This is a genomic window from Lysobacter sp. 22409 (genome assembly GCF_052045105.1).
GTDB lineage: Bacteria > Pseudomonadota > Gammaproteobacteria > Xanthomonadales > Xanthomonadaceae > Lysobacter > Lysobacter antibioticus_B.
Genome location: NZ_JBQEOE010000008.1, coordinates 38,528 through 57,758, shown reverse-complemented (window position 1 = coordinate 57,758; position 19,231 = coordinate 38,528). Strand labels below are relative to the sequence as shown.

Sequence of the window (19,231 nt, the reverse complement as noted above, 5' to 3'; positions counted from 1 at the left end):
GGGAATCGAGAATAGGGAATCGTAAGAGCAGGGATGGTAGGCGGGATCGCGCGCCTTTGCGATTCCCGATTCCCGATTCTCTATTCCCGATTCCCGAACGAGCTACACCGCCTGCAACAACGCCATGTCCCAGCGCGGGGTCACTTTCACCGCCGCGCTCTCGAACTGGCCGGCCTGCAGGCGCAGGGCGCCAGCGTAGGCGATCATCGCGCCGTTGTCGGTGCAGAACGCCGGGCGCGGAAAACAGACCCGGCCGCCGCGCTTGTCCGCCATCGTCGCCAACTTGACGCGCAGGCGCCGGTTGGCGCCGACGCCGCCGGCCACCACCAGGGTGTTGCAGCCGGCCGCATCGAGCGCGCGAGCGCATTTGATCGCCAGGGTGTCGACCACCGCGTCCTCGAACGCGCGGGCGATGTCGGCGCGGGTCTGCTCGCTCTGGTCGCTGTTGCGCCAGGCCAGCAAGACCTGGGTCTTGAGGCCGCTGAAGCTGAAGTCCAGCCCGGGCCGGTCGGTCATCGGCCGGGCGAACTTGAACAGGCCGGGGCGGCCGAGTTCGGCCTGCGCGGCCAGTTGCGGGCCGCCGGGGTACGGCAGGCCCATGAGCTTGGCGGTCTTGTCGAAGGCCTCGCCGGCGGCGTCGTCCAGGGTTTCGCCGAGCAGGCGGTACTGGCCGATCGCGTCGACCGCGACCAGCTGGGTGTGCCCGCCGGAGACCAACAGAGCCACGAACGGCGGCTGCGGGCGGCCCAGCGGGTCGTCCTCCATCAGCGGCGCCAGCAGGTGGCCTTCCATGTGGTGGACGCCGATCGCCGGCACGTCCAGGGCCCAGGCCAGCGCGCGCGCCACCCCGGCCCCGACCAGCAAGGCCCCGACCAGGCCGGGGCCGGCGGTATAGGCGACCCCGTCGAGCTCGTTCACGTCCAGGCCGGACTCGGTCAGGGTCTGGCGGATCAGCGGCAGCAGCTTGCGCACGTGGTCGCGGCTGGCCAGCTCCGGGACCACCCCGCCGTACTCGGCGTGCAGGGCGATCTGGCTGTACAGCGCATGGGCGCGCAGGCCGGCGTCGGTGTCGTAAACGGCCACACCGGTCTCGTCGCAGCTGGTTTCGATGCCCAGGACTTTCATCGGCACCCTGCTCGGCGCGCCGATTTCTGGGAGAATGTCGGATTCATGGGTGCCTATGTTGCACCTTCCGCAGGAGCATCGCTATAATGCGCGGCTCTCCCGGTCTGCCCGGGCCGGTTCCCGTTAACGAGATTACGTATGCCCAGCGTCAAAGTCCGCGAAAACGAGCCTTTCGAGTTTGCCCTGCGTCGCTTCAAGCGCACCTGCGAGAAGGCCGGTGTACTGGCTGAGACCCGCAAGCGCGAGTTCTATGAGAAGCCGACCCAGGAGCGCAAGCGCAAGGCCGCCGCGGCGGTGAAGCGCCAGGCGCGCCGCGCGTCGCGCGACGTCACCAAGCGCCAGCGCTTGTACTGATCGTTCGTTCCGCGCGACCCGGCTTCACCGCCGGCGCTCGTGGGGAACGACCATCAAGCCGGCTGCGCCTCGGGCGCTGCCGGCTTTTTGCGTTTCCGTCGCCGCAAAGCGGAACCGCATCACGCTGTCGGGCGCGCCCCGCCGGGCCCAATGCGGCCGGGGCCGCGTCGGCCGGCGGCCCCTCCCCCTTTCGCAACACTAAGGTCAGACCATGAGCCTCAAGCAACGCCTCACCGACGACATGAAGGCCGCGATGAAGAGCGGCGACAAGCAGTCCCTCGGCGTGATCCGCCTGATCAACGCCGCGCTCAAGCAGAAGGAAGTCGACGAGCGCATCGAACTCGACGACACCGCGGTAATCGCGATCCTCGACAAGATGATCAAGCAGCGCCGCGACTCGGTCAGCCAGTACGAGGCGGCCGCGCGCGAGGACCTGGCTTCGATCGAACGCGACGAGATCGTGGTGATCGAGCGCTACGTCCCGGCCAAGCTCGGCGAAGCCGAGATCCTGGTCGTGCTGGAGGAAGTCATCGCCGAAGTCGGCGCGGCCGCGCCGTCCGACCTGGGCAAGCTCATGGGCCCGCTGAAGGCCAAGCTGGGCGGCAAGGCCGACATGGGCCTGGTCTCGGCGCTGGCGAAGAAGCGCCTGGCGGGCTGAGTTCACTCGATGGATGAGGGCCGGGCCTCGGGCCTGCCCTCACCCTAGCCCTAAGCCCTAGCCCTCTCCCGCAAGCGGGAGAGGGGACTGTTCGGCCGGAACGGCAGAGATCACGACGCGGCTGAAGGCCGCCCGGCTTCGATCCACCACATTCGCCCGTACCGAGCCCTCTCCCGTTTACGGAGAGGGGTTGGGCCGAGGGCCGGCCAAGCAACACCCGCAACACCAAGACCCGCCCGCAAGGGCCGCACACCCGGAGGTGCACCATGAAGCGTCACAACCCCAACGCCGCCTGCTTTCGAGCCGACCCGCGAAATCACGCGTAAGCGCCGCAAGGGCTTCCCGTCCGAAACCCACGTCAAGCGCGGCCAGCGCCTGGTCCACGGCGACAAGGAACTGCTCGAGAAACTGGGCCGCAACGATCCCTGCCCGTGCGGCTCCACGCGGAGGTTCAAGGAACTGTTGCCTGCGCGACGGCCGCTACGAAGGTTCCGAACGCGATCACTACTTCAGGGACTGACGACGGCCGTCCACCGCTGTCGGTGACCGCTATCGACGAACGGCCGGGCTTGCAGCCCGGCCGTTTGCTCTCCCACGCCTCCACACCGCGCCCACGCCTCGCTAACCTGGACCCCGGATACTGAAACCGGCGATCCACGCGCCGTCATCGCGAGCCGCATGCCCCCGACCCCGACCCAACCTCTTTCCAGCGAGCGCCCGCCCGAGCGCGACGCCGCCACGGCGGCCGAAGCGGCCGATCATGGCCCGATGCAGCGCATCCACGCCCTGCAGGCGCGCCTGGAGCAAAGCTGGGTGGCCAAGTTCGCCCAGCGCTTCATCGACTACGACATCCTCGCCCTGGCCGCGGCGCTGTCCTTCTACACCCTGCTGTCGCTGGCGCCGTTGGTGCTGATGGTGCTGTGGCTGACCACCGCGCTGTACCCGTCGGCGCAGGAAGAATTCTTCCGCCAGATCGGCCTGCTGGTCGGCGACCAGGTCGAGAGCACCGCCCGCCTGATCGTCGCCAACGCCGAAAACCGCCCCGGCACCGGCTCGCTGGCGGCGCTGCTGGGCACCCTGGCCTTGTTGGTCGGCGCCTCGGCCGTGTTCGGCCAGTTGCAGGCCGCCCTCAACCGGGTGTTCCGCAGCGACGCCAAACGCCTCGGCGGCCTCGCCGCCTGGCTGCGCAAGCGCCTGCTCTCGTTCGGCATGGTCATCAGCGTCGGTTTCCTGCTGGTGGTGTCGATGGCGGTGCAGGCGGCGCTGCAGTTGCTGATCGCCTACGTGCCCGACCTGCTGCCGGTGTTCGCCGCGATCGTCTCGTTCGCGCTCTACGCCCTGGTGTTCGCAGCGATGTACCGCTGGCTGCCGGACCGCCCGGTCAGCCGGCGCCGGGCCTTGTTCGGCGGCGCCCTGACCGCGGGGCTGTTCATGCTCGGGCGCAGCGCGATCGGCCTCTATCTCGGCCAGGCCAGCCTCGGCACCGCCTACGGCCCGGCCGGCGGCCTGGTGATCATGCTGGTGTGGATGTACTACTGCGCCGTGGTGTTCCTGCTCGGCGCGCTGATCACCGCCATGCTCGACGAGCACGCCCGCGTGCGTCGGCGCCTGGCCGACGAACGCGCTATCGCCGGCCTGGATGCGTCCGGCGCCTGAGCGGCCACGCCGCGAACTCAGCGCTTAAAGCGACGACTGCGCAGATTCGAGGCCCAGCGGCCACGACCCGAACCGTCGCGGGCCGGCCGCGCATGGCATCCTAGACACCGTTAGACCACGACGAGCAACGCCGCCCCTTCGCGGGCGCCCTACGCATGGCCCGCATTCCCGACGGTTTCATCGACGACCTCCTGGCGCGCACCGACATCGTCGAGGTGATCGGTACGCGCGTGCCGTTGAAACGCCAGGGCAAGGAATACTCGGCGCGCTGCCCGTTCCACGACGAGCGCTCGCCCTCGTTCACGGTCTCGCCGACCAAGCAGTTCTATCACTGCTTCGGCTGCGGCGCGCACGGCACCGCGATCAGCTTCCTGATGAACTACGACCGCCTCGAATTCCTCGATGCGGTCGAAGAACTCGCCAAGCGGGTCGGCGTCGAAGTGCCGCGCGACACCCGCGCGCGCAACGAAGACTCCGACACCCAGGAGTTGTTCAGCACGGTCGAGGCCGCCTCGCGCTTCTTCCAGAAGCAGTACGGCCACAGCGGCAAGGCCCAGGGCTATCTCGACAGCCGCGGCGTCAGCGCCGACATCCGCGAACGCTTCGGCATCGGCTATGCGCCCGACGGTTTCAACGCCCTGCGCGACGCGCTCGGCACCGACGATCGGCGCATGAAACTGCTCGAACGCGCCGGCCTGTTCTCGAAGAACGACAGCGGCCGCGTCTACGACAAATTCCGCGACCGGGTGATGTTTCCGATCCACGACCGGCGCGGGCGCACCATCGCCTTCGGCGGCCGCGTGCTCGACAAGGAAGACGGGCCCAAATACCTCAACTCGCCGGAGACGCCGCTGTTCCACAAGGGCCGCGAACTCTACGGCTTGTGGCAGGTGCGCCAGACCCACAACAAGATCCCGCGCCTGATCGTCGTCGAAGGCTATATGGACGTGATCGCGCTGTTCCAGCACGGCGTCGACACCGCCGTGGCGACCCTGGGCACGGCGACCACGCCCGACCACGCCGAGCTGCTGTTCCGCAACGCCGCCGACGTCTATTTCTGTTTCGACGGCGACCGCGCCGGACGCGGCGCGGCCTGGAAAGCGGTCGAGTCGGTGCTGCCGCGCATGAAGGACGGGCGCCAGGCCTTCTTCCTGTTCCTGCCCGACGGCGAGGACCCGGATTCGCTGGTGCGCCAGGAAGGCGCCGACGGTTTCGACCGGCGCCTGCGCGAGGCCACGCCGCTATCGCAATTCCTGTTCGACTCGCTGGCCGCCGACGTCAACCTCAACACCCTCGAAGGCAAGGGCCGCCTGGCCGAGCGCGCCAAACCGCTGCTCGCGCAGATTCCCGACGGCGCCTTCGGCGACCTGATGAAGCAGCGCCTGACCGAACTGACCGGCGTCGGCGCACGCGCCTCGCCCCCCGACACGCACGTGCCGACCCAGCGCGCCCATGGCGGCGGGCGCCACGCGCCGACGCCGAAGCGCAGCCTGGTGCGCAGCGCGATCTCGGTGCTGCTGCAGAAGCCGTCGCTGGCCGCCGCATTGACCCCGCCCTACCGTTTCGCCGAACTGCGCCAGCCCGGCATCGACCTGCTCGTCGAGATCGTCGACCTGGTCCAGCAACGCCCGGAAATCAGCACCGGCGCCCTGCTCGAACAGTTCGCCGGTCACGAACAGGCCGGCGCCCTGCAGAAGCTCGCCAGCCAGAGTTTCCCCGGCGACGACGACACCTTGCAGCGCGAGTTTCTCGATGCGGTCGCTCAACTCGACAAGCAAACGATCGAACAGCGCCTGGCCGAGTTGCAGCACCAGCACCGCGAAGTCGGCCTGAGCGCCGAGGAAAAACGCGAGCTGCTGTCGCTGCAGCAGGCGCGCCTGGCGAAGTCGCCGAGCCCCTGAGTTCTGGCCCTGCAGGAACGACGTAAGCCGCGACCCACCGAAGAGGTGATCGAAAGCGCATCGGCCGAAGCCCGGCCATTCGTCTTGCCTTGGCCGTAATGCGCTGTCCGTCCGATCTCCGGACGGAACGCTGGCATACGCCTCTCCGGTTGATCCCAGCCACCGTGTCGCCTCGTCGCAGCCGACGGTTCGCGGTCGCGGCTCGCGCCGCTCCTACCCTGTAGAGGCAACGCTTCTCATCCCCACACCTCGCCCATCACCCTGGCGAAATTACCGCCGAGGATCTTGCCGATGCGCGCATCGGAATGTCCGCGCGCCGACAGCAACACGGCCAGGGTATGGAAACGGTCGACTGTGTTGAGGTCGGGCACGAACAGATACACCTCTTCGCTTTCGCCGGCCGCCGAAATGCCGAGCCGGCGCCGTTCCTGGATCGCCTCGCGGTGCTGCTGCTTGTACTTCTCGCTCAAGCGCACCGGCGAGACGAGGTTGTCGGTGCCGATGCCGACGTGGTCTTCGCCGCAAACCTTCAAGGCGTATTCGAGGTGGCGGATGACGTCGGCGGCGGTGGTCTGGCCGCTCTCGCGCAGGAACGGCATCAGATAGATGCCGACCACCCCGCCGCCGTCGGCGACCGCGCGCAGTTCGGCATCGGTCTTGTTACGCGGCCGCTCGACCAGCGAGGCGCAACCGGTGTGGCTGATCAACACCGGCGCCTTCGACGCAGCGATCGCCTCGGTCGCGGTGCGACGCCCGCTGTGGGCCAGGTCGACCAGGATGCGCCGCTCGTTGAGGCGTTCGATCAGGCGGTGGCCGAAGCGGCTGAGGCCAGCGTTGCCGGGCTCCAAACAACCGTCGCCGACCAGGTTGCGCAGGTTGTAGGTCAGTTGCACGGTGCGCACGCCGAGCCGGTGGAAGTCGTCGACGCGTTCGAGCTTCTCGCCGATCGGCGCGCTGTCCTGGAATTGATAGACCACGCCGAGCTTCTTCTCGCGCCGCGCGGCGTCCAGGTCGGCGCGGTTGCGCACCGCCATGAATACCTCCGGATGGGCGAGGATTTCGTTCTCCCAGAAGCCGATGCTGCGCACCGTTTCCTCGTAGGCGCCTTCGTACTGGGCGACCGGGCCGACCGTGGTCTGGAGGACGCGCAGGCCGCTGCGGCGCGCCTCGTCGACGAGTTGCGCCGACAGCGCCGCACCCGGCGCCCCGTCTTCGCCGGCGATGAAGCCGCAGCCGTCGATCACCATCGCGTCCGCATACGGCGCCCAGCGCGGCGCCGCGGCCCAGGCGCGGCCGTTGGCCCAGGCACTGGCGAGCGCGCCCGCGCCCCCGATCAGAAACGTCCTTCTGTCGATCATCGAATCCTCCCTGGATGAGCCCTCGCGCGCGGATGCGGCGAATCGTGCGCTTGGTCACGCGCTGTCGCGGCACTCTAAGGCAAACGCGCCAGCGCTCCAGCCGTGACTTTCGGGACGGATCGCATCGCGGTGGGCGCGCTAAGCTCGGTATGCGTGCGCCAGAATTCCGCTGCTGCGGTGCGCCCGTATCCTTCCCCGGGAGAACGCCGATGTCGCTGCGCCATGCCTTGTCCGTCGCTGCGCTGGCCTTGGCCTGCGTCTCTCCCGCCCTGGCCGGGGACGCGCCGAAAGGAGCCGTCGTCCGCGAGCACACCGGCAATCGCGTCAGCGAGAACCTGCCGGCGATCGCGCCGGCCCTGCTCGAACGCCTCGAGCGCTACCAAAACACCCGCGGCGCCAGCCTGGGCGGCTGGACCGGCGAGGGCTGCCTGCTGATCGCTACGCGCTTCGCCGAAACCCAGCAGGCTCATCGCGTCTGCGAGCCGCTGGGCATGCGCGAACAACTGACCTTCCATCGCGAACCGCTCAACAGCCTGGACGCCGCCCCAAAACCGCTCGATGGCTTCGTGTTCGGCAAGGACGTCGGCGGCAACGAGTTCTGGCAACTGCACTGGTTCGACCTGGCCACGCGCGAGACCGCCCTGCTCACCGACGGCAAGTCGCGCAACCAGGATGCGCGCTTCTCGGACGACGGCAAGCAACTGGCCTACAGCAGCACCGCGCGCAACGGCCGCGACATCGACGTATGGGTGATGGATCTCGCCACCCGCAAGGCGCGCGCGGTGGTGACCGAGGGCGGCACCTGGAGCGCCGCCGATTTCTCGCCGGACGGCAGGCAGTTGCTGGTGATCAAGTACGTCTCGGCCAGCGAAACCTATCCGGGCCTGGTCGAGCTGGACACCGGCAAGCTGCAGTTGTTCCCGGTCGACGGCGGCAAAGCGGCGATCAGCGATTTCCGTTTTTCCAAGGACGGCCAAGCGGTCTATTACGTCTCCAACGAAATCCTCGACGGCAAGCCGCAGGAGTTCGCCAGCCTGCGCCGGCACGAACCGGCGAGCGGCAAATTCGAGGTGCTCAGCGCCGGCATCCCTTGGGACGTCGGCAACCTCAGCCTGTCCGAGGACGGCCGCCACCTGCTGTTCGTCAGCAACGAAGACGGCATCGGCAAGCTGCATGTGTTGTCGCTGCCCGGGCACAAAGAGGTAAAGCTGCCGGCGCTGCCGGTCGGGGTGATCGGCGGCGCCGAGTTCTCGCCCGACGGCCGGCGCATCGCCGTGTCGATCAACACCGCGACCTCGCCGAGCGATGTCTACGTGATCGAGCTGGCCGCCCAGCGGCTGGTGCGCTGGACCCGCAGCGAAGTCGGCGGGCTCGATGCCGGCCGTTTCGTCACCCCGACCTTGATCCGCTATCCGACCTTCGACCGCGTCGACGGCCAAGCGCGCACGATCCCGGCGTTCTACTACCGGCCGGCGAAGGTCCCGGCCGGCACGAAACTGCCGGTGGTGATCCAGATCCACGGCGGCCCGGAAGCGCAATCGCAGCCGAGCTTCAACGCCAACGCCCAGTTCCTGGCCAACGAACTCGGCGTGGCGATGCTGGTGCCGAACGTGCGCGGTTCGGCCGGCTACGGCCGCAGCTACCTGGGCCTGGACGATGCGGAGAAACGCGAAGACTCGGTCAAAGACATCGGTGCCCTGCTCGACTGGATCGGCGCCCAGCCCGAACTCGATGCGCAACGCGTCGGCGTGTACGGCGGCAGTTACGGCGGCTACATGGTGCTGGCCTCGCTGATGCACTACAGCGAGCGCATCCGCGCCGGCGTCGACGTGGTCGGCATCTCCGACTTCAGCACGTTCCTGACCAACACCGAGTCGTATCGCCGCGACCTGCGCCGCGCCGAGTACGGCGACGAGCGCCTGCCCGAGATGAAGGCGGTGTTCGATCGCATCTCGCCGCTCAGGAACGCCGGCAAGATCCGCGCGCCGCTGTTCGTCGCCCAGGGCCGCAACGACCCGCGCGTGCCCTATACCGAGGCCGAGCAGATCGTGAAGGCGGTGCGCGGCAACGGCGTGCCGGTGTGGTTCCTGATGTTCGACGACGAAGGCCATGGCTTCCAGAAGAAGGCCAACACCGACTATTTCGGTGCGGCGATGATGACCTTCTGGCAGCAGCATCTGATCGGCGGGAAGTGAGGCGGGCACACCCGCCGGCAGGCGCGAAGTCTTTGAACTGTCATGTTTTCCTGGGGTTTTCCCCAATGGGCGGCGTGGCGCTTTACGGCTAGATTCCAGGGCGACGCGCGCAGTCCAGGCCCCGCCCGATGACCGACCCGATCAGCCCGAACGTCCACCTCAACGGCTCGTCGCCGGGCATCGAACCGCCTGCCGCATCGATCGCGCAGACCCTGAGCAGCACCGATCCGGCGCAGGCGCGCGGCGCGGTCGATGCGCTCACCGCGCCGCAATTGAGCGGCTTGCGCAGCGAGGTCGAGGCGATGCCCGTGGCCGAGCGCGAAACCCTCGCCAACGAACTCGCCGGCAAGCTCGACGCGCCGCAGTTGCGCAAGCTGGAGGCCGCGTTCGGGCGCGACGGCATCGCCGCCGCGGTCGATCGCCGCAGCGGCCCCGAGGTGCACGCCGCCTATGCCGAGGGCGCAGGTAACGCCGACGACGACGGCCTGATCGGCCGGCTCAAGGATTGGCTCGGTCTCAGCGACCGCGCGCGCGGCGAGACCGAGGAGATTTCGGCGACGGTCGTCAACCCCGACACCGGCGAGGTCAACGACGCACGCTGGACTGTCGACGACGAAGGCCGGCCGATCCATGCCGAAGGCACCTTGCGCACCGTGTTCAGCGGGATCGAGCGCAGCGACGACGAGACCCAGGCGCAGCGCACCGCCGCCGACCGTGGCGTCGAAGGCGACCAGGGCGGGCATGTGTTCGGCCACCGCTTCGTCACCGACCAGGGCCTGAAGAACCTGTTCCCGCAGAACGGCAACTTCAACATGGGCGCCTACAAGACGCTCGAGAACGAATGGGCGGCCTGGGTCGACAAGGGCATGGACGTGCGCATCAGCATCGACCTGAGCCCGCGGGAAGCCGACCGACCGGACCGTGTTCGCATTTCCTACGACGTGATCGATCCCGCCGACGGCGGCAGGGTTTACGATCAGCGCGTCACCTTCGAGAACCGCGCCGGCCAGAGCTACGACCGGGTCGACGTCGGACAGATGGATGACCTGATCGCAGCCGCTTCCTAAATCGACACGCTCAAGGCAGGACATGAACAGAGACGAATTGCTCGGCGAGATCGCGCGCCTGATCGTGGTCGACCCCAAGGCCAGCGAACGGCCCTGGGACGGATACGCGCTGATCGCCTGGTACGGCGACGGCATCAGCCGCCTCAACGGCTTCCGCTACGACAAGGGCCAGCCGGGCGAACCGCTGACGCCGTCGGGTGTCGAGATCGAGAACCGCCTGGAACAACTGCGCAAGGTTACCCAGGTCGCCGGCAAGGCGCCGTGGCGGGTCTGCATCGTGCGCATCCACCGCGCCGACGCCGAAGTCGCGATCGACTTCGAGTACGAAGATCCGGGCCGTTGGTACGTCACCCCCGACAGCGTCGCCGAGATCGCCGAGCGCGTGCGTCCGTGCTGAACGGCTGATCGAACCCGGCCGGCTTTGGAGTAGGAGCGGCGCGAGCCGCGACCGCCCGCAGCGTCGATCGAAAGCGCAATTCGTCGAAGCTCCGGATGTTCGACTGGCACTGGCTGTTTCGAGCCGTCTGACCGGTCTTCGGACACGACGCTGGCGTGCACTTCTGCGGTGGGTCGCGGCTCGCGCCGCTCCTACCCTTGCAGCGGTGCCGGCTTGCGCCGTGGACCGCTGTGCGGCCTGCGGTCAGAATGCGGGACGTCTGCCTGAGCGTCGCATCGAGGCGAGCACCGGATGAGTTTTTTCCAGCGACTGCGCGTCGACAGCTTCACCCTGGCTCTGCTGGCGGCGGTCGCGCTGGCCTGGTGGTTTCCGCTCGGCGGCGCCCCGGCCGCGGCGCTCGACGGCTTTACCGATATCGCCATCGCCGCGCTGTTCTTCCTGCACGGTGCGCGCCTGTCGCGCGAGGCGATCCTCGCCGGTGCGCTGCATTGGCGCCTGCACCTGTTGATCTTCGCCAGCACCTTCGTCTTGTTTCCCTTGCTCGGCCTGGCGCTGAAACCCTTGTCCGGGCGCTTGCTGACGCCGGAGCTGTACCTGGGGCTGCTGTTCCTGTGCACCCTGCCCTCGACCGTGCAGTCCTCGATCGCCTTCACCTCGATGGCCGGCGGCAACGTGCCCGCGGCGGTGTGCAGCGCCTCGGCATCGAGCCTGCTCGGTGTGTTCCTGACGCCCTTGCTGATGAGCGCATTGGCCGGCGCACAGGGCGCGATGGCGGATCCAGCCGAGGCCATCGCCAAGATCACCCTGCAATTGCTGCTTCCCTTCGTCGCCGGCCATCTGCTGCGGCGCTGGATCGGCGGCTGGGTCGAGCGCCGGCGCGCGCTGTTGCGCTATACCGACCAAGGCACGGTGCTGCTGGTGGTCTACACCGCGTTCGCCGCCTCGGTCGCGACCGGGTTGTGGCAGAGCACGCCGGTGCAGGCTTTATACGTCGTGTTCGGCGTATGTGCGCTGCTGCTCGCGGCGGTCATGCTCACCACGACCTTCGCGGCGCGCCGCCTCGGCTTTTCGCGCGAGGACGAAATCGCGATCGTGTTCTGCGGTTCCAAGAAGAGCCTGGCCACCGGCGTGCCGATGGCCAAGATCCTGTTCGCGAGCAGCGCGCTCGGCGCGATCGTGCTGCCGGTGATGGTGTTCCACCAGATCCAGCTGATCGTCTGCGCGCAGGTCGCGCGCCGTTATGCGCGCAAGGCGAACACCGCGGCGGTGCCCGAACGGGTCGCCGACTGAACCCCGCCGCCCTCGGCCGAAGCGCTCAGCGCGCGTCCTTGACCACTTCGCCGCCCTTGATCACCACCGGCACGGCTTCGAGCAAGGCGACGTTCCGGGTCGGGTCGCCGGCGACCGCGATGATGTCGCCCCAGCGGCCTTTCTCGATCACGCCGACGTCCTGGCTGCCCAGCGCTTCGGCCGCGTTCGCGGTCGCCGCCTGGATGGCCTGGGCCGCGCTCATGCCGTAGCGCTGCATCACCGCGAACTGGCGGCCGTTCTGCCCGTGCGGATAGACCCCGGTGTCGGTGCCGTAGACCATCTTCACCCCGGCCTGATGGGCTCGACGGAAGTTCTCGCGCTGAACGTCGGCGACTTCGCGGTCCTTGCGCAGATTGTCTTCGAGCACGCCGTTTTTCTTGCCCTCGGCCTGGGTGTAGTCGGTGTTGTAGATGTCCATCGACAGCCAGGTGCCGTGCTGCTTGGCCAGGCGGATGCCTTCTTCGTCGATCAGGCTGGCGTGCTCGATGGTGTCGATGCCGGCGCGGATCGCGTCCTTGATGCCGCTGGTGCCGTGCGCATGCGCGGCGACCTTGAGCCCCCAGCGATGCGCCTCGTCGGCCACCGCCTTCATTTCCTCCAGGCTCAACTGCTGCTGGCCCGGCTCGGTGTTGCGCGAGAACACGCCGCCGGTGGCGCAGATCTTGATCACCTGCGCGCCGTACTTGCGCAGCTCGCGCACGTGCTGGCGCGCCTGCTCGGGCGAGTCGGCGTTGTAAGGGCTGCGTTGCTGCATCGACGGCGGGAAGAAGGTCGAGTCGCAATGGCCGCCGGTGGCGCCGAAGCCGTAGGCGGCCGAGACGATGCGCGGGCCGCTCAGCTTGCCCTCGTCGATGGCCTGGCGCAGGCCGACATCGTTCCAGGCATCGGCGCCGAGATTGCGCACCGTGGTGAAGCCGGCGGCCAGCGTGTCCTGAGCGTGCTTGACCGCGAGCACCGACCAGAAGCGGTCGTTGAACTGCAGACTGGTGTAGCCGCCGTAGGTCGGGTCGGCATCGAGATGGGTGTGCATGTCGATCAGGCCCGGCAGCAGGGTCATGCCGGGCAGGTCGAGGCGTCGAGCGCCGGCCGGCGCGGCGTCGCCGGCACGGCCGACTTCGACGATGCGGCCGTCGCGGATCAGCACCTGCGGGTTGTCGAGCAGGCGCCCGCTGCGCGAATCGAACAGCTTGGCCGCGGTGACCACCAGTTCGCGCGGCGGCGCGGCGGCGTCCTGCGCCTGCGCGGCATCGGCCGCCGACAGCGGCAACAGCGCCATGATCGAACACGCGATCCGGTTTCTCATCGACGACCTTCCCCTTGCGATTAGGCGCCGGTGCGGCGCGCGATTGGACGCCCGCGCGGCGCGGGCGGTCAGCGCATCCGCTGCAGCTCGAACAACGGCGCCGACTGCATCGACGACGGCAGCCAGTGATCGATCAGCAGGAATGCGAACAACACCATCAAGTAGACGATCGAGTAGTTGAAAACCCGCATCGCGTACAGTTCGTCGGGCGGGTTCATCAGCTTCCAGGCGTGGTATAGGAACACCGCGTCCAGCACCAACACCCCGAACAGATAGAAATAACCGCTCATGCCGAACACGCACGGCAGCACCGAGACGACCGTCAGCAGGATCGTATAGAACAGGATCTGCCAGCGGGTGTATTCGACGCCATGGGTGACCGGCAGCATCGGCACCATCGCCCGCGCATAGTCGGCGCGGCGGAAGATCGCCAGCGCCCAGAAATGCGGCGGCGTCCACACGAAGATGATCAGCACCAGCAACAGCGCATGGGCCCAGTCCCACTCGCCCTGCATGCCGGTGACCGCGGCCCAGCCGAGCAGCGGCGGCGCCGCGCCGGCGATGCCGCCGATGACGATGTTCTGCGGCGTGGCCCGCTTCAGGAATACGGTGTAGACCACCGCATAACCGATCAGCGAAGCAAAGGTCAGCCATGCGGTCAGCGCGTTGACCCACACCACCAGGATGGTCATCGACAACGCGGCCAGGATCAGCGCGAACACCAGCGCCTGGGTCGGCGAGACCTGCCCGGCGACGATCGGCCGCCACGACGTGCGCGCCATCTTGGCGTCGATGCGCGAGTCCAGCAGTTGGTTGATGGTCGCGGCCGAGGCCGCTGCGAGCCAGATGCCGAAGAAGCCGAGCACCGACTCGCGCAACGGCGGCAAGCCCGGCACGGCCAGAAACATGCCGACGAAGGCGGTGAACACGATCAGCGCGACGACGCGCGGCTTGGTCAGGTCCCAGTACTGCTTGGCGGTCGGGCGCTTGGCGGTATTCATCAGGCCTCCGGCGTACGCAGGCGTGCGAGCAGGGAGACGAGCGCGAACAGCAGCAGCGCGGCGCCGGCGTTGTGCGCCACCGCGACCGCGAGCGGCAGGCCGAGCTTGACGTTGGCGATGCCCAGGCCGACCTGGGCCAGGGTCAGCGCGCCGAGCAGGCTCGCCCAGCCGCGCATGCCGGGTGTGCGCAACAGCTTCACGGTCAGGCCCAGCAGATAGACGAAGACCACGCCGGCCATGATGCGGTGGGCCAGCTGGATCGCGATGCGGGCCTCGCCGTCGAGGATGCCGCCCTCGTAGTCCACGCCGATGCCGCGCCACAGCACGAAGGCTTCGCCGAAGTCGTGGCGCGGCCACCACTGGCCGACGCAGGTCGGGAAATCGTTGCCGCAGGCGAGCGCGGCATAGTTGGCGCTGGTCCAGCCGCCAAGCGCGATCTGCACGCCGAGCACGCCGATGCCGAGCATGATCAGACGGCGTACGTTGGCCGCGTCGGCCAGGCGGATCGGGTGGCCGATCGCGCGCCACGCGGTCCACACCAGCAACGAGAACGTCAGCAGGCCGCCGAGCAGATGGCCCATGACCACCACCGGCTTGAGCAGCCAGGTCACCGTCCACATGCCGAGCAGGGCCTGGAAGATGATCACCGCCAGGGTCAGCGCCGACACCCGCGACAGATCGGTGTTGCTCCAGCGCAGCGCCGCGGCGAGCAGGATGGCTTCGCCGACGATCGCCAGCGCCGAGGCGGCGACGTGCTGGCCTTTCATGTACAGCGGTATGGCCACCGCCACGACCGCGGCCGCTGCGATCACTTGCGGCACGCCGTAGGCACGCTTGCGCGCCGACACCAACGCCAGGATCAACACCAGCACGCCGAGCAGGCCGGCGATCATGCGGTGGAATTGCTCGCGCCAAGCCTTGTGCACCTCGACCGGCCGGATCGCGGTGGCGACGTGGTCGGTGATCTCGTGGGCGCTGGTCGGCCAGGCCGCGCGGCCGTAGCAGGTCGGCCAGTCCGGGCAGCTCAGGCCGGCGTTGGACAGGCGCACGAAGGCGCCGAACACGATCACGCACAGCGCCAGCGCCACCGCCAGCCAGGCGATGCGATGGAAATTCTTCGACAGGCCGGTCTTGCTCAGGCCGTTCGTGAACGGATCCGAAGATCCGGGCTTGTTGGTTACGCTCATTCGAAACTCGTTCCTACCCAACTCTGCTGCAACACTCGTGCGGCCGGGCGAGTCCCGGCGACTTGGTTCGTTTCATGCCGTTCCCGACGTCCCGCTCCGGCGCGCCCGTTCTTGCCGCCGCTCACATCAGTTTCAGCAGCTTGGCCAGGTCGGCGCGCAGCCCGCCCGGATCGGTGCCGGGAGCGTAACGCAGAATCACGAAGCCGTTCGGGTCGACCACGTACAGCGGCACGCCGGCCGGGTCGCTCAGGCGCGGCAGTTGCGCGCGCAGCTCCGGCGAGGGGCCGAGCACGCGCAGGCTGGCCGGGCGCTTGGCGCCGGCCGGCGGCTCGCCGAGCCAGAGCACTTCGACATGGTCGGCGTCCTTGCCGAACAGCTGCCAGACCGTGTCCAACTGCTGCGACAACGCGACGCAGGCCTCGGCGCAATCCGGCGCCGGCGCGACCACGATGCGCCAGATCCGCGCCGGCGGGTTCCAGGCATAGACGCTGCCGTCGGCCAGGCGCGGCTGCAGCGCGCGCAAGTCGGGCTTGGGTTCGAGCAGTTCGCCGTGCTGGCGGCTCACCGCCGGGTGATGGTTGGTGAAACGCATGACCCCGGCGATCAGCATCGGCACGAAGAAGAACGCGGCGATCAGCACCAGCACCAGGCGGTTGCGATTGCGCTGCGAGGAATTCACGGGTGTGTTCATCGGTGGGTTATCGACGCTGAGGACGGAACGTGAGGATCAGGGCGGTCGCCAGCACCGCCAGGGCGAGCGCGAACCACTGCAGCGAATAGCCGCGGTGTTTGTCCGGCGGCAAGGTATTGGCGAGCAGTTCCAGGTCGCGCTCGTAACCGAGCTCGAGCGCCGGGTCCAGGCGCAGCACGCGCGGTGCGAGCGGCACCGACAGGCCGGTGGCCTCGGCGATCGCCTTCGGGTCGACCCGGGTCAGCAGCCAGCCCTCGCCTTCGCGGCCGATGCCCGGGCCCAGTGCGAGACCGGTCGACGGCGGCGGCGCCAGCAGCCCGCGCAAGGCCAGCTCGCCCTCGGGCTGGGGGATGGCCGGCAGCTTGCGATCGCCGCCGAGCGGCAACCAGCCCAGGTCGACCAGCATCGGCCCGCCCTGCGCCGGCACGAAAATACGATAGACGCGCACACCGGCGCGGCCGTTGCGCTGCTGGTTGTCGAGCAGCAGGGCGCCACGCCGGTCGAACCGGCCCAGGCCCACCGCCCAGTCGTAGTCACGCGACCGGGTGGGATCGTCGGCCGCAGCCAGCGGCCGCGGCGTGCGCTCGTTCAGGACCGCGGCGGCGGCATCGAGCATGGCCTGCTTCTCGACCGCACGCCGGCCCTGCCACAGCCCCAGGTTGGCGAACAGCGCGATCGCGGCGAGCGCGAGCATCCAGCCGAACAGCAGGGTGCCGCGACGGCTCACCACATCCTCCCGGCGGGCTGCGATAATCCGCGCAGCGCATCTGCGCGCGCTTTGCGCGCCGCAAATGCATCCGCGCGCGCCCGGCGCGCACTTGAGGAGCCCGCGGTGAACGAGTCGCTGAAGATCCTGCTGGTGGTCGGCTTCCTGATCGTCATCCTCTGGAACCTGGGTGCAGGCCTGTATTACATGCTGGTGGACAAGGGCCAGAGCAAACGCACGGTCAATGCGCTGACCCGTCGCATCGCGCTGTCCGTCGCGCTGATCGCCATCATCCTGTTCGCGATGTGGATGGGCTGGATCGAACCGCACGGGATCGGCTCCAACCCGAACTGATCCTGGCAGGCCGGCTTGGCTGAGCGAGCACGGCGGGCGGATCACGGCGATGCAGCGTAAAAACCGCGCGGGCGACGCTTCTTTACAGAACGTCATTCCCGCGCAGGCGGGAATCCAACGACTTCAAGCGTTCCCGTACGAAAGACGCTGGATGTCCGGCTGCGCCGAAGTAAAGCAACGCCCGTCTTCGCGGAACGACGTAGACGCCGCCCCGCAGCAATAACAAAAAAACGAAAGGCCGGCAGCGCCGGCCCTCGTCGTGATTTTGCCGATTCCGCCGCGTCGCGCTTACAGCACGTAGACGAACAGGAACAGGCCCAGCCAGACCACGTCGACGAAGTGCCAGTACCAGGCTACTGCCTCGAACGCGAAGTGGTTGTCCTTGTCGAAATGGCCCTTGAGGCAACGGAACCAGATGATCGCCAGCATGATCGTGCCCAGGGTCACGTGCAGGCCGTGGAAACCGGTGAGCATGAAGAAGGTCGAACCGTAGATGCCCGAACCCAGGGTCAGGTTGAGCTCGGTGTAGGCGTGGATGTATTCCTCGGCCTGGAAGAACAGGAACAGGCAGCCCAGCAGCACGGTCAGGCCCAGCCAGAACAGCAGCGCCTTGCGGTGGCCGCCCTTGAGCGCGTGGTGCGCGGCGGTAACCGTGGAGCCCGAGGTCAGCAGGATCAGGGTGTTGAGCAGCGGCAAGCCCCAGGCCGGAATGGTCTCGAACACGCCACCGACCGCGGCCGGACCGCTGCTCGGCCAGGCGGCGCTGAACTGCGGCCACAGCAGGCTGTTGGTCATCACGCCGTCGCCTTCGCCGCCGAGCCACGGCAGGGCCAGGCTGCGCGCGTAGAACAGCGCGCCGAAGAAGGCGGCGAAGAACATCACCTCGGAGAAGATGAACCAGATCATCCCCATCCGGAACGAGACGTCGACCTGCTTGTTGTAGTTGCCGCGCACCGATTCGCGGATGACATCGCCGAACCAGCCGAACAGCACGCCGACCATCATCGCCAGGCCGACGAAGAACACCGGCTTGCCCCAACTGACTTCGTTGAGCCAGCTGGCGACGCCGATCATGGTCGTGAACAGACCGATCGAGCCGAGGAACGGCCAGCGGCTGCTGTGCGGCACGTAGTAGATGTTGGCGTCTGGCGTGTGAGCGTGGGCCATGGCGGCGTTCCAGTGATAAGTGGTGCTGGTTTGAATGGTGCTGAGCCGCTTACGGCGCCGACAGCGGCGAGGATGCGGTCTTGGACACCGATCCCTGCTGCAGGCGCGCCGTGAGCACGTCGTTCTTGGAGAAAGTGTAGGACAGCGTGATCGTCTTGATCTCGGCCGGCAGGTTCGGATCGACGATGAAACGCACCGGCATATCGCGCGACTCGCCCGCCTGCAGGGTCTGGGCGGTGAAGCAGAAACACTCGGTCTTGTTGAAATAGCCCGAAGCCCGCGCCGGCGCGACCGACGGCGAGGCGCTGCCGACGATGGCGCGGTCGGTGGTGTTGCGGGCGTAGTAGGTGGTCTCGTACTGCTCGCCCGGACGCACCTGCATGCTGAACTGGTGGGGCTTGAAGTCCCAGGGCAGCTTGGAATTGACGCTGCCGTCGAACTGCACGGTGACCATGCGGTCGGCGACGGGCGCGGCCGCCACCTGGGCATCGACCACGCCGCGCTCCAGGCGGATGCCGAACACCTTCTCGCAGGCGATGCGGTACATCGGCACCAGGGCGAAGGTGAAACCGAACGCACCCAACGCGACCAGCACCATCAGCCGGGTCATCTTCGGGCTCGCCTGGCGGCGGACCTCGGCGTTGGCCTTGGCGTCGTCGGCGCTCATTTCGACAGCACCCCGGTCAGGATGAAGGCGACATAGACCGCCACCGCGGCCAGCCCGAACCACAGCGCGGTGCGGCGCGCGGCCGAACGGCGGTGGGCGAGATCGTGCTGGTCGTGGGACTGGGTCATCTTGA

The 19,231-nt window shown here is 68.2% G+C and carries 19 protein-coding genes and 1 pseudogene; 10 read left to right on the top strand and 10 right to left on the bottom strand.

Features of this window, described 5'->3' with window-relative positions; genetic code table 11:
* Nucleotides 1-76: 76 nt before the first annotated feature.
* A pseudogene (tsaD, locus tag ACTJJK_RS06270) lies at nt 77-1,125 on the bottom strand (tRNA (adenosine(37)-N6)-threonylcarbamoyltransferase complex transferase subunit TsaD); the annotation flags it as partial.
* 138 nt (nt 1,126-1,263) lie between these two features.
* Here tsaD and rpsU point away from each other — a divergent pair.
* The 5 genes from rpsU to dnaG all read left to right on the top strand — a co-directional run bounded on the left by rpsU (nt 1,264) and on the right by dnaG (nt 5,694).
* Complete coding sequence (gene rpsU, locus ACTJJK_RS06265; RefSeq protein WP_031371286.1) at nt 1,264-1,479, top strand: 30S ribosomal protein S21; 216 nt, start codon at nt 1,264-1,266, stop codon at nt 1,477-1,479.
* A gap of 211 nt (nt 1,480-1,690) precedes the next feature.
* On the top strand, nt 1,691-2,137 hold the full coding sequence (locus ACTJJK_RS06260; RefSeq protein WP_031371287.1) for a GatB/YqeY domain-containing protein: 447 nt from the start codon (nt 1,691-1,693) through the stop codon (nt 2,135-2,137).
* 315 nt (nt 2,138-2,452) lie between these two features.
* Nucleotides 2,453-2,683: an SEC-C metal-binding domain-containing protein gene (locus ACTJJK_RS06255; protein ID WP_081930684.1), complete on the top strand. Its 231-nt coding sequence runs from the start codon at nt 2,453-2,455 to the stop codon at nt 2,681-2,683.
* Nucleotides 2,684-2,905: 222 nt separating this feature from the next.
* Complete coding sequence (locus ACTJJK_RS06250) at nt 2,906-3,793, top strand: YihY/virulence factor BrkB family protein (protein ID WP_031371288.1); 888 nt, start codon at nt 2,906-2,908, stop codon at nt 3,791-3,793.
* A 155-nt stretch (nt 3,794-3,948) separates the two neighbouring features.
* Nucleotides 3,949-5,694 (top strand): DNA primase, encoded by a 1,746-nt coding sequence (gene dnaG / locus ACTJJK_RS06245; protein WP_031371289.1) that lies wholly within the window; start codon nt 3,949-3,951, stop codon nt 5,692-5,694.
* A 236-nt stretch (nt 5,695-5,930) separates the two neighbouring features.
* On the opposite strand, the gene ACTJJK_RS06240 is transcribed toward dnaG, so the two are convergent.
* Nucleotides 5,931-7,052 (bottom strand): dipeptidase, encoded by a 1,122-nt coding sequence (locus ACTJJK_RS06240; protein ID WP_440729777.1) that lies wholly within the window; start codon nt 7,050-7,052, stop codon nt 5,931-5,933.
* Between the two features lie 209 nt (nt 7,053-7,261).
* Between ACTJJK_RS06240 and ACTJJK_RS06235 the strand changes: the two genes are divergently transcribed.
* The 4 genes from ACTJJK_RS06235 (at nt 7,262) to ACTJJK_RS06220 (ending at nt 12,001) form a co-directional block, all read left to right on the top strand.
* Nucleotides 7,262-9,247, top strand: a complete 1,986-nt coding sequence (locus ACTJJK_RS06235) for a prolyl oligopeptidase family serine peptidase (protein ID WP_440729776.1) — start codon at nt 7,262-7,264, stop codon at nt 9,245-9,247.
* Between the two features lie 128 nt (nt 9,248-9,375).
* Entirely contained in the window at nt 9,376-10,314 is a 939-nt protein-coding gene (locus ACTJJK_RS06230; protein WP_440729775.1) for a DNA/RNA non-specific endonuclease, read from the top strand.
* Nucleotides 10,315-10,336: 22 nt separating this feature from the next.
* Nucleotides 10,337-10,711, top strand: coding sequence for a hypothetical protein (locus tag ACTJJK_RS06225; protein WP_031371293.1), 375 nt, complete (start codon nt 10,337-10,339; stop codon nt 10,709-10,711).
* Between the two features lie 291 nt (nt 10,712-11,002).
* Nucleotides 11,003-12,001, top strand: coding sequence for a bile acid:sodium symporter family protein (locus tag ACTJJK_RS06220; protein WP_440729774.1), 999 nt, complete (start codon nt 11,003-11,005; stop codon nt 11,999-12,001).
* Between the two features lie 25 nt (nt 12,002-12,026).
* Here the strand turns inward: ACTJJK_RS06220 and ACTJJK_RS06215 are convergent, their stop codons facing one another.
* The 5 genes from ACTJJK_RS06215 to ACTJJK_RS06195 all read right to left on the bottom strand — a co-directional run bounded on the left by ACTJJK_RS06215 (nt 12,027) and on the right by ACTJJK_RS06195 (nt 16,931).
* A complete protein-coding gene (locus ACTJJK_RS06215) occupies nt 12,027-13,325 on the bottom strand; it encodes a Xaa-Pro dipeptidase (protein ID WP_031371295.1) in 1,299 nt (432 codons plus the stop codon).
* A 68-nt stretch (nt 13,326-13,393) separates the two neighbouring features.
* Entirely contained in the window at nt 13,394-14,326 is a 933-nt protein-coding gene (gene cyoE / locus ACTJJK_RS06210; RefSeq protein ID WP_036148252.1) for a heme o synthase, read from the bottom strand.
* Nucleotides 14,326-15,513, bottom strand: a complete 1,188-nt coding sequence (locus tag ACTJJK_RS06205) for a COX15/CtaA family protein (protein WP_051884656.1) — start codon at nt 15,511-15,513, stop codon at nt 14,326-14,328. Before ACTJJK_RS06205 ends, cyoE begins: the two co-directional genes overlap by 1 nt.
* Nucleotides 15,514-15,634: 121 nt before the next feature.
* Entirely contained in the window at nt 15,635-16,204 is a 570-nt protein-coding gene (locus tag ACTJJK_RS06200; protein ID WP_440729773.1) for a hypothetical protein, read from the bottom strand.
* 7 nt (nt 16,205-16,211) lie between these two features.
* A complete protein-coding gene (locus ACTJJK_RS06195; protein ID WP_440729772.1) occupies nt 16,212-16,931 on the bottom strand; it encodes an SURF1 family protein in 720 nt (239 codons plus the stop codon).
* Nucleotides 16,932-17,036: 105 nt separating this feature from the next.
* On the opposite strand from ACTJJK_RS06195, the gene ACTJJK_RS06190 reads away from it, so the two are divergent.
* Nucleotides 17,037-17,264, top strand: coding sequence for a twin transmembrane helix small protein (locus tag ACTJJK_RS06190; protein WP_031371300.1), 228 nt, complete (start codon nt 17,037-17,039; stop codon nt 17,262-17,264).
* A 288-nt stretch (nt 17,265-17,552) separates the two neighbouring features.
* Here the strand turns inward: ACTJJK_RS06190 and ACTJJK_RS06185 are convergent, their stop codons facing one another.
* The 3 genes from ACTJJK_RS06185 to ACTJJK_RS06175 are packed head-to-tail and all read right to left on the bottom strand — an operon-like array spanning nt 17,553 to nt 19,226.
* Entirely contained in the window at nt 17,553-18,431 is an 879-nt protein-coding gene (locus tag ACTJJK_RS06185; protein WP_057919357.1) for a cytochrome c oxidase subunit 3, read from the bottom strand.
* A gap of 49 nt (nt 18,432-18,480) precedes the next feature.
* Complete coding sequence (locus tag ACTJJK_RS06180; RefSeq protein ID WP_223621488.1) at nt 18,481-19,098, bottom strand: cytochrome c oxidase assembly protein; 618 nt, start codon at nt 19,096-19,098, stop codon at nt 18,481-18,483.
* Nucleotides 19,095-19,226 (bottom strand): hypothetical protein, encoded by a 132-nt coding sequence (locus ACTJJK_RS06175; protein ID WP_255611049.1) that lies wholly within the window; start codon nt 19,224-19,226, stop codon nt 19,095-19,097. Before ACTJJK_RS06175 ends, ACTJJK_RS06180 begins: the two co-directional genes overlap by 4 nt.
* Nucleotides 19,227-19,231: the final 5 nt, after the last annotated feature.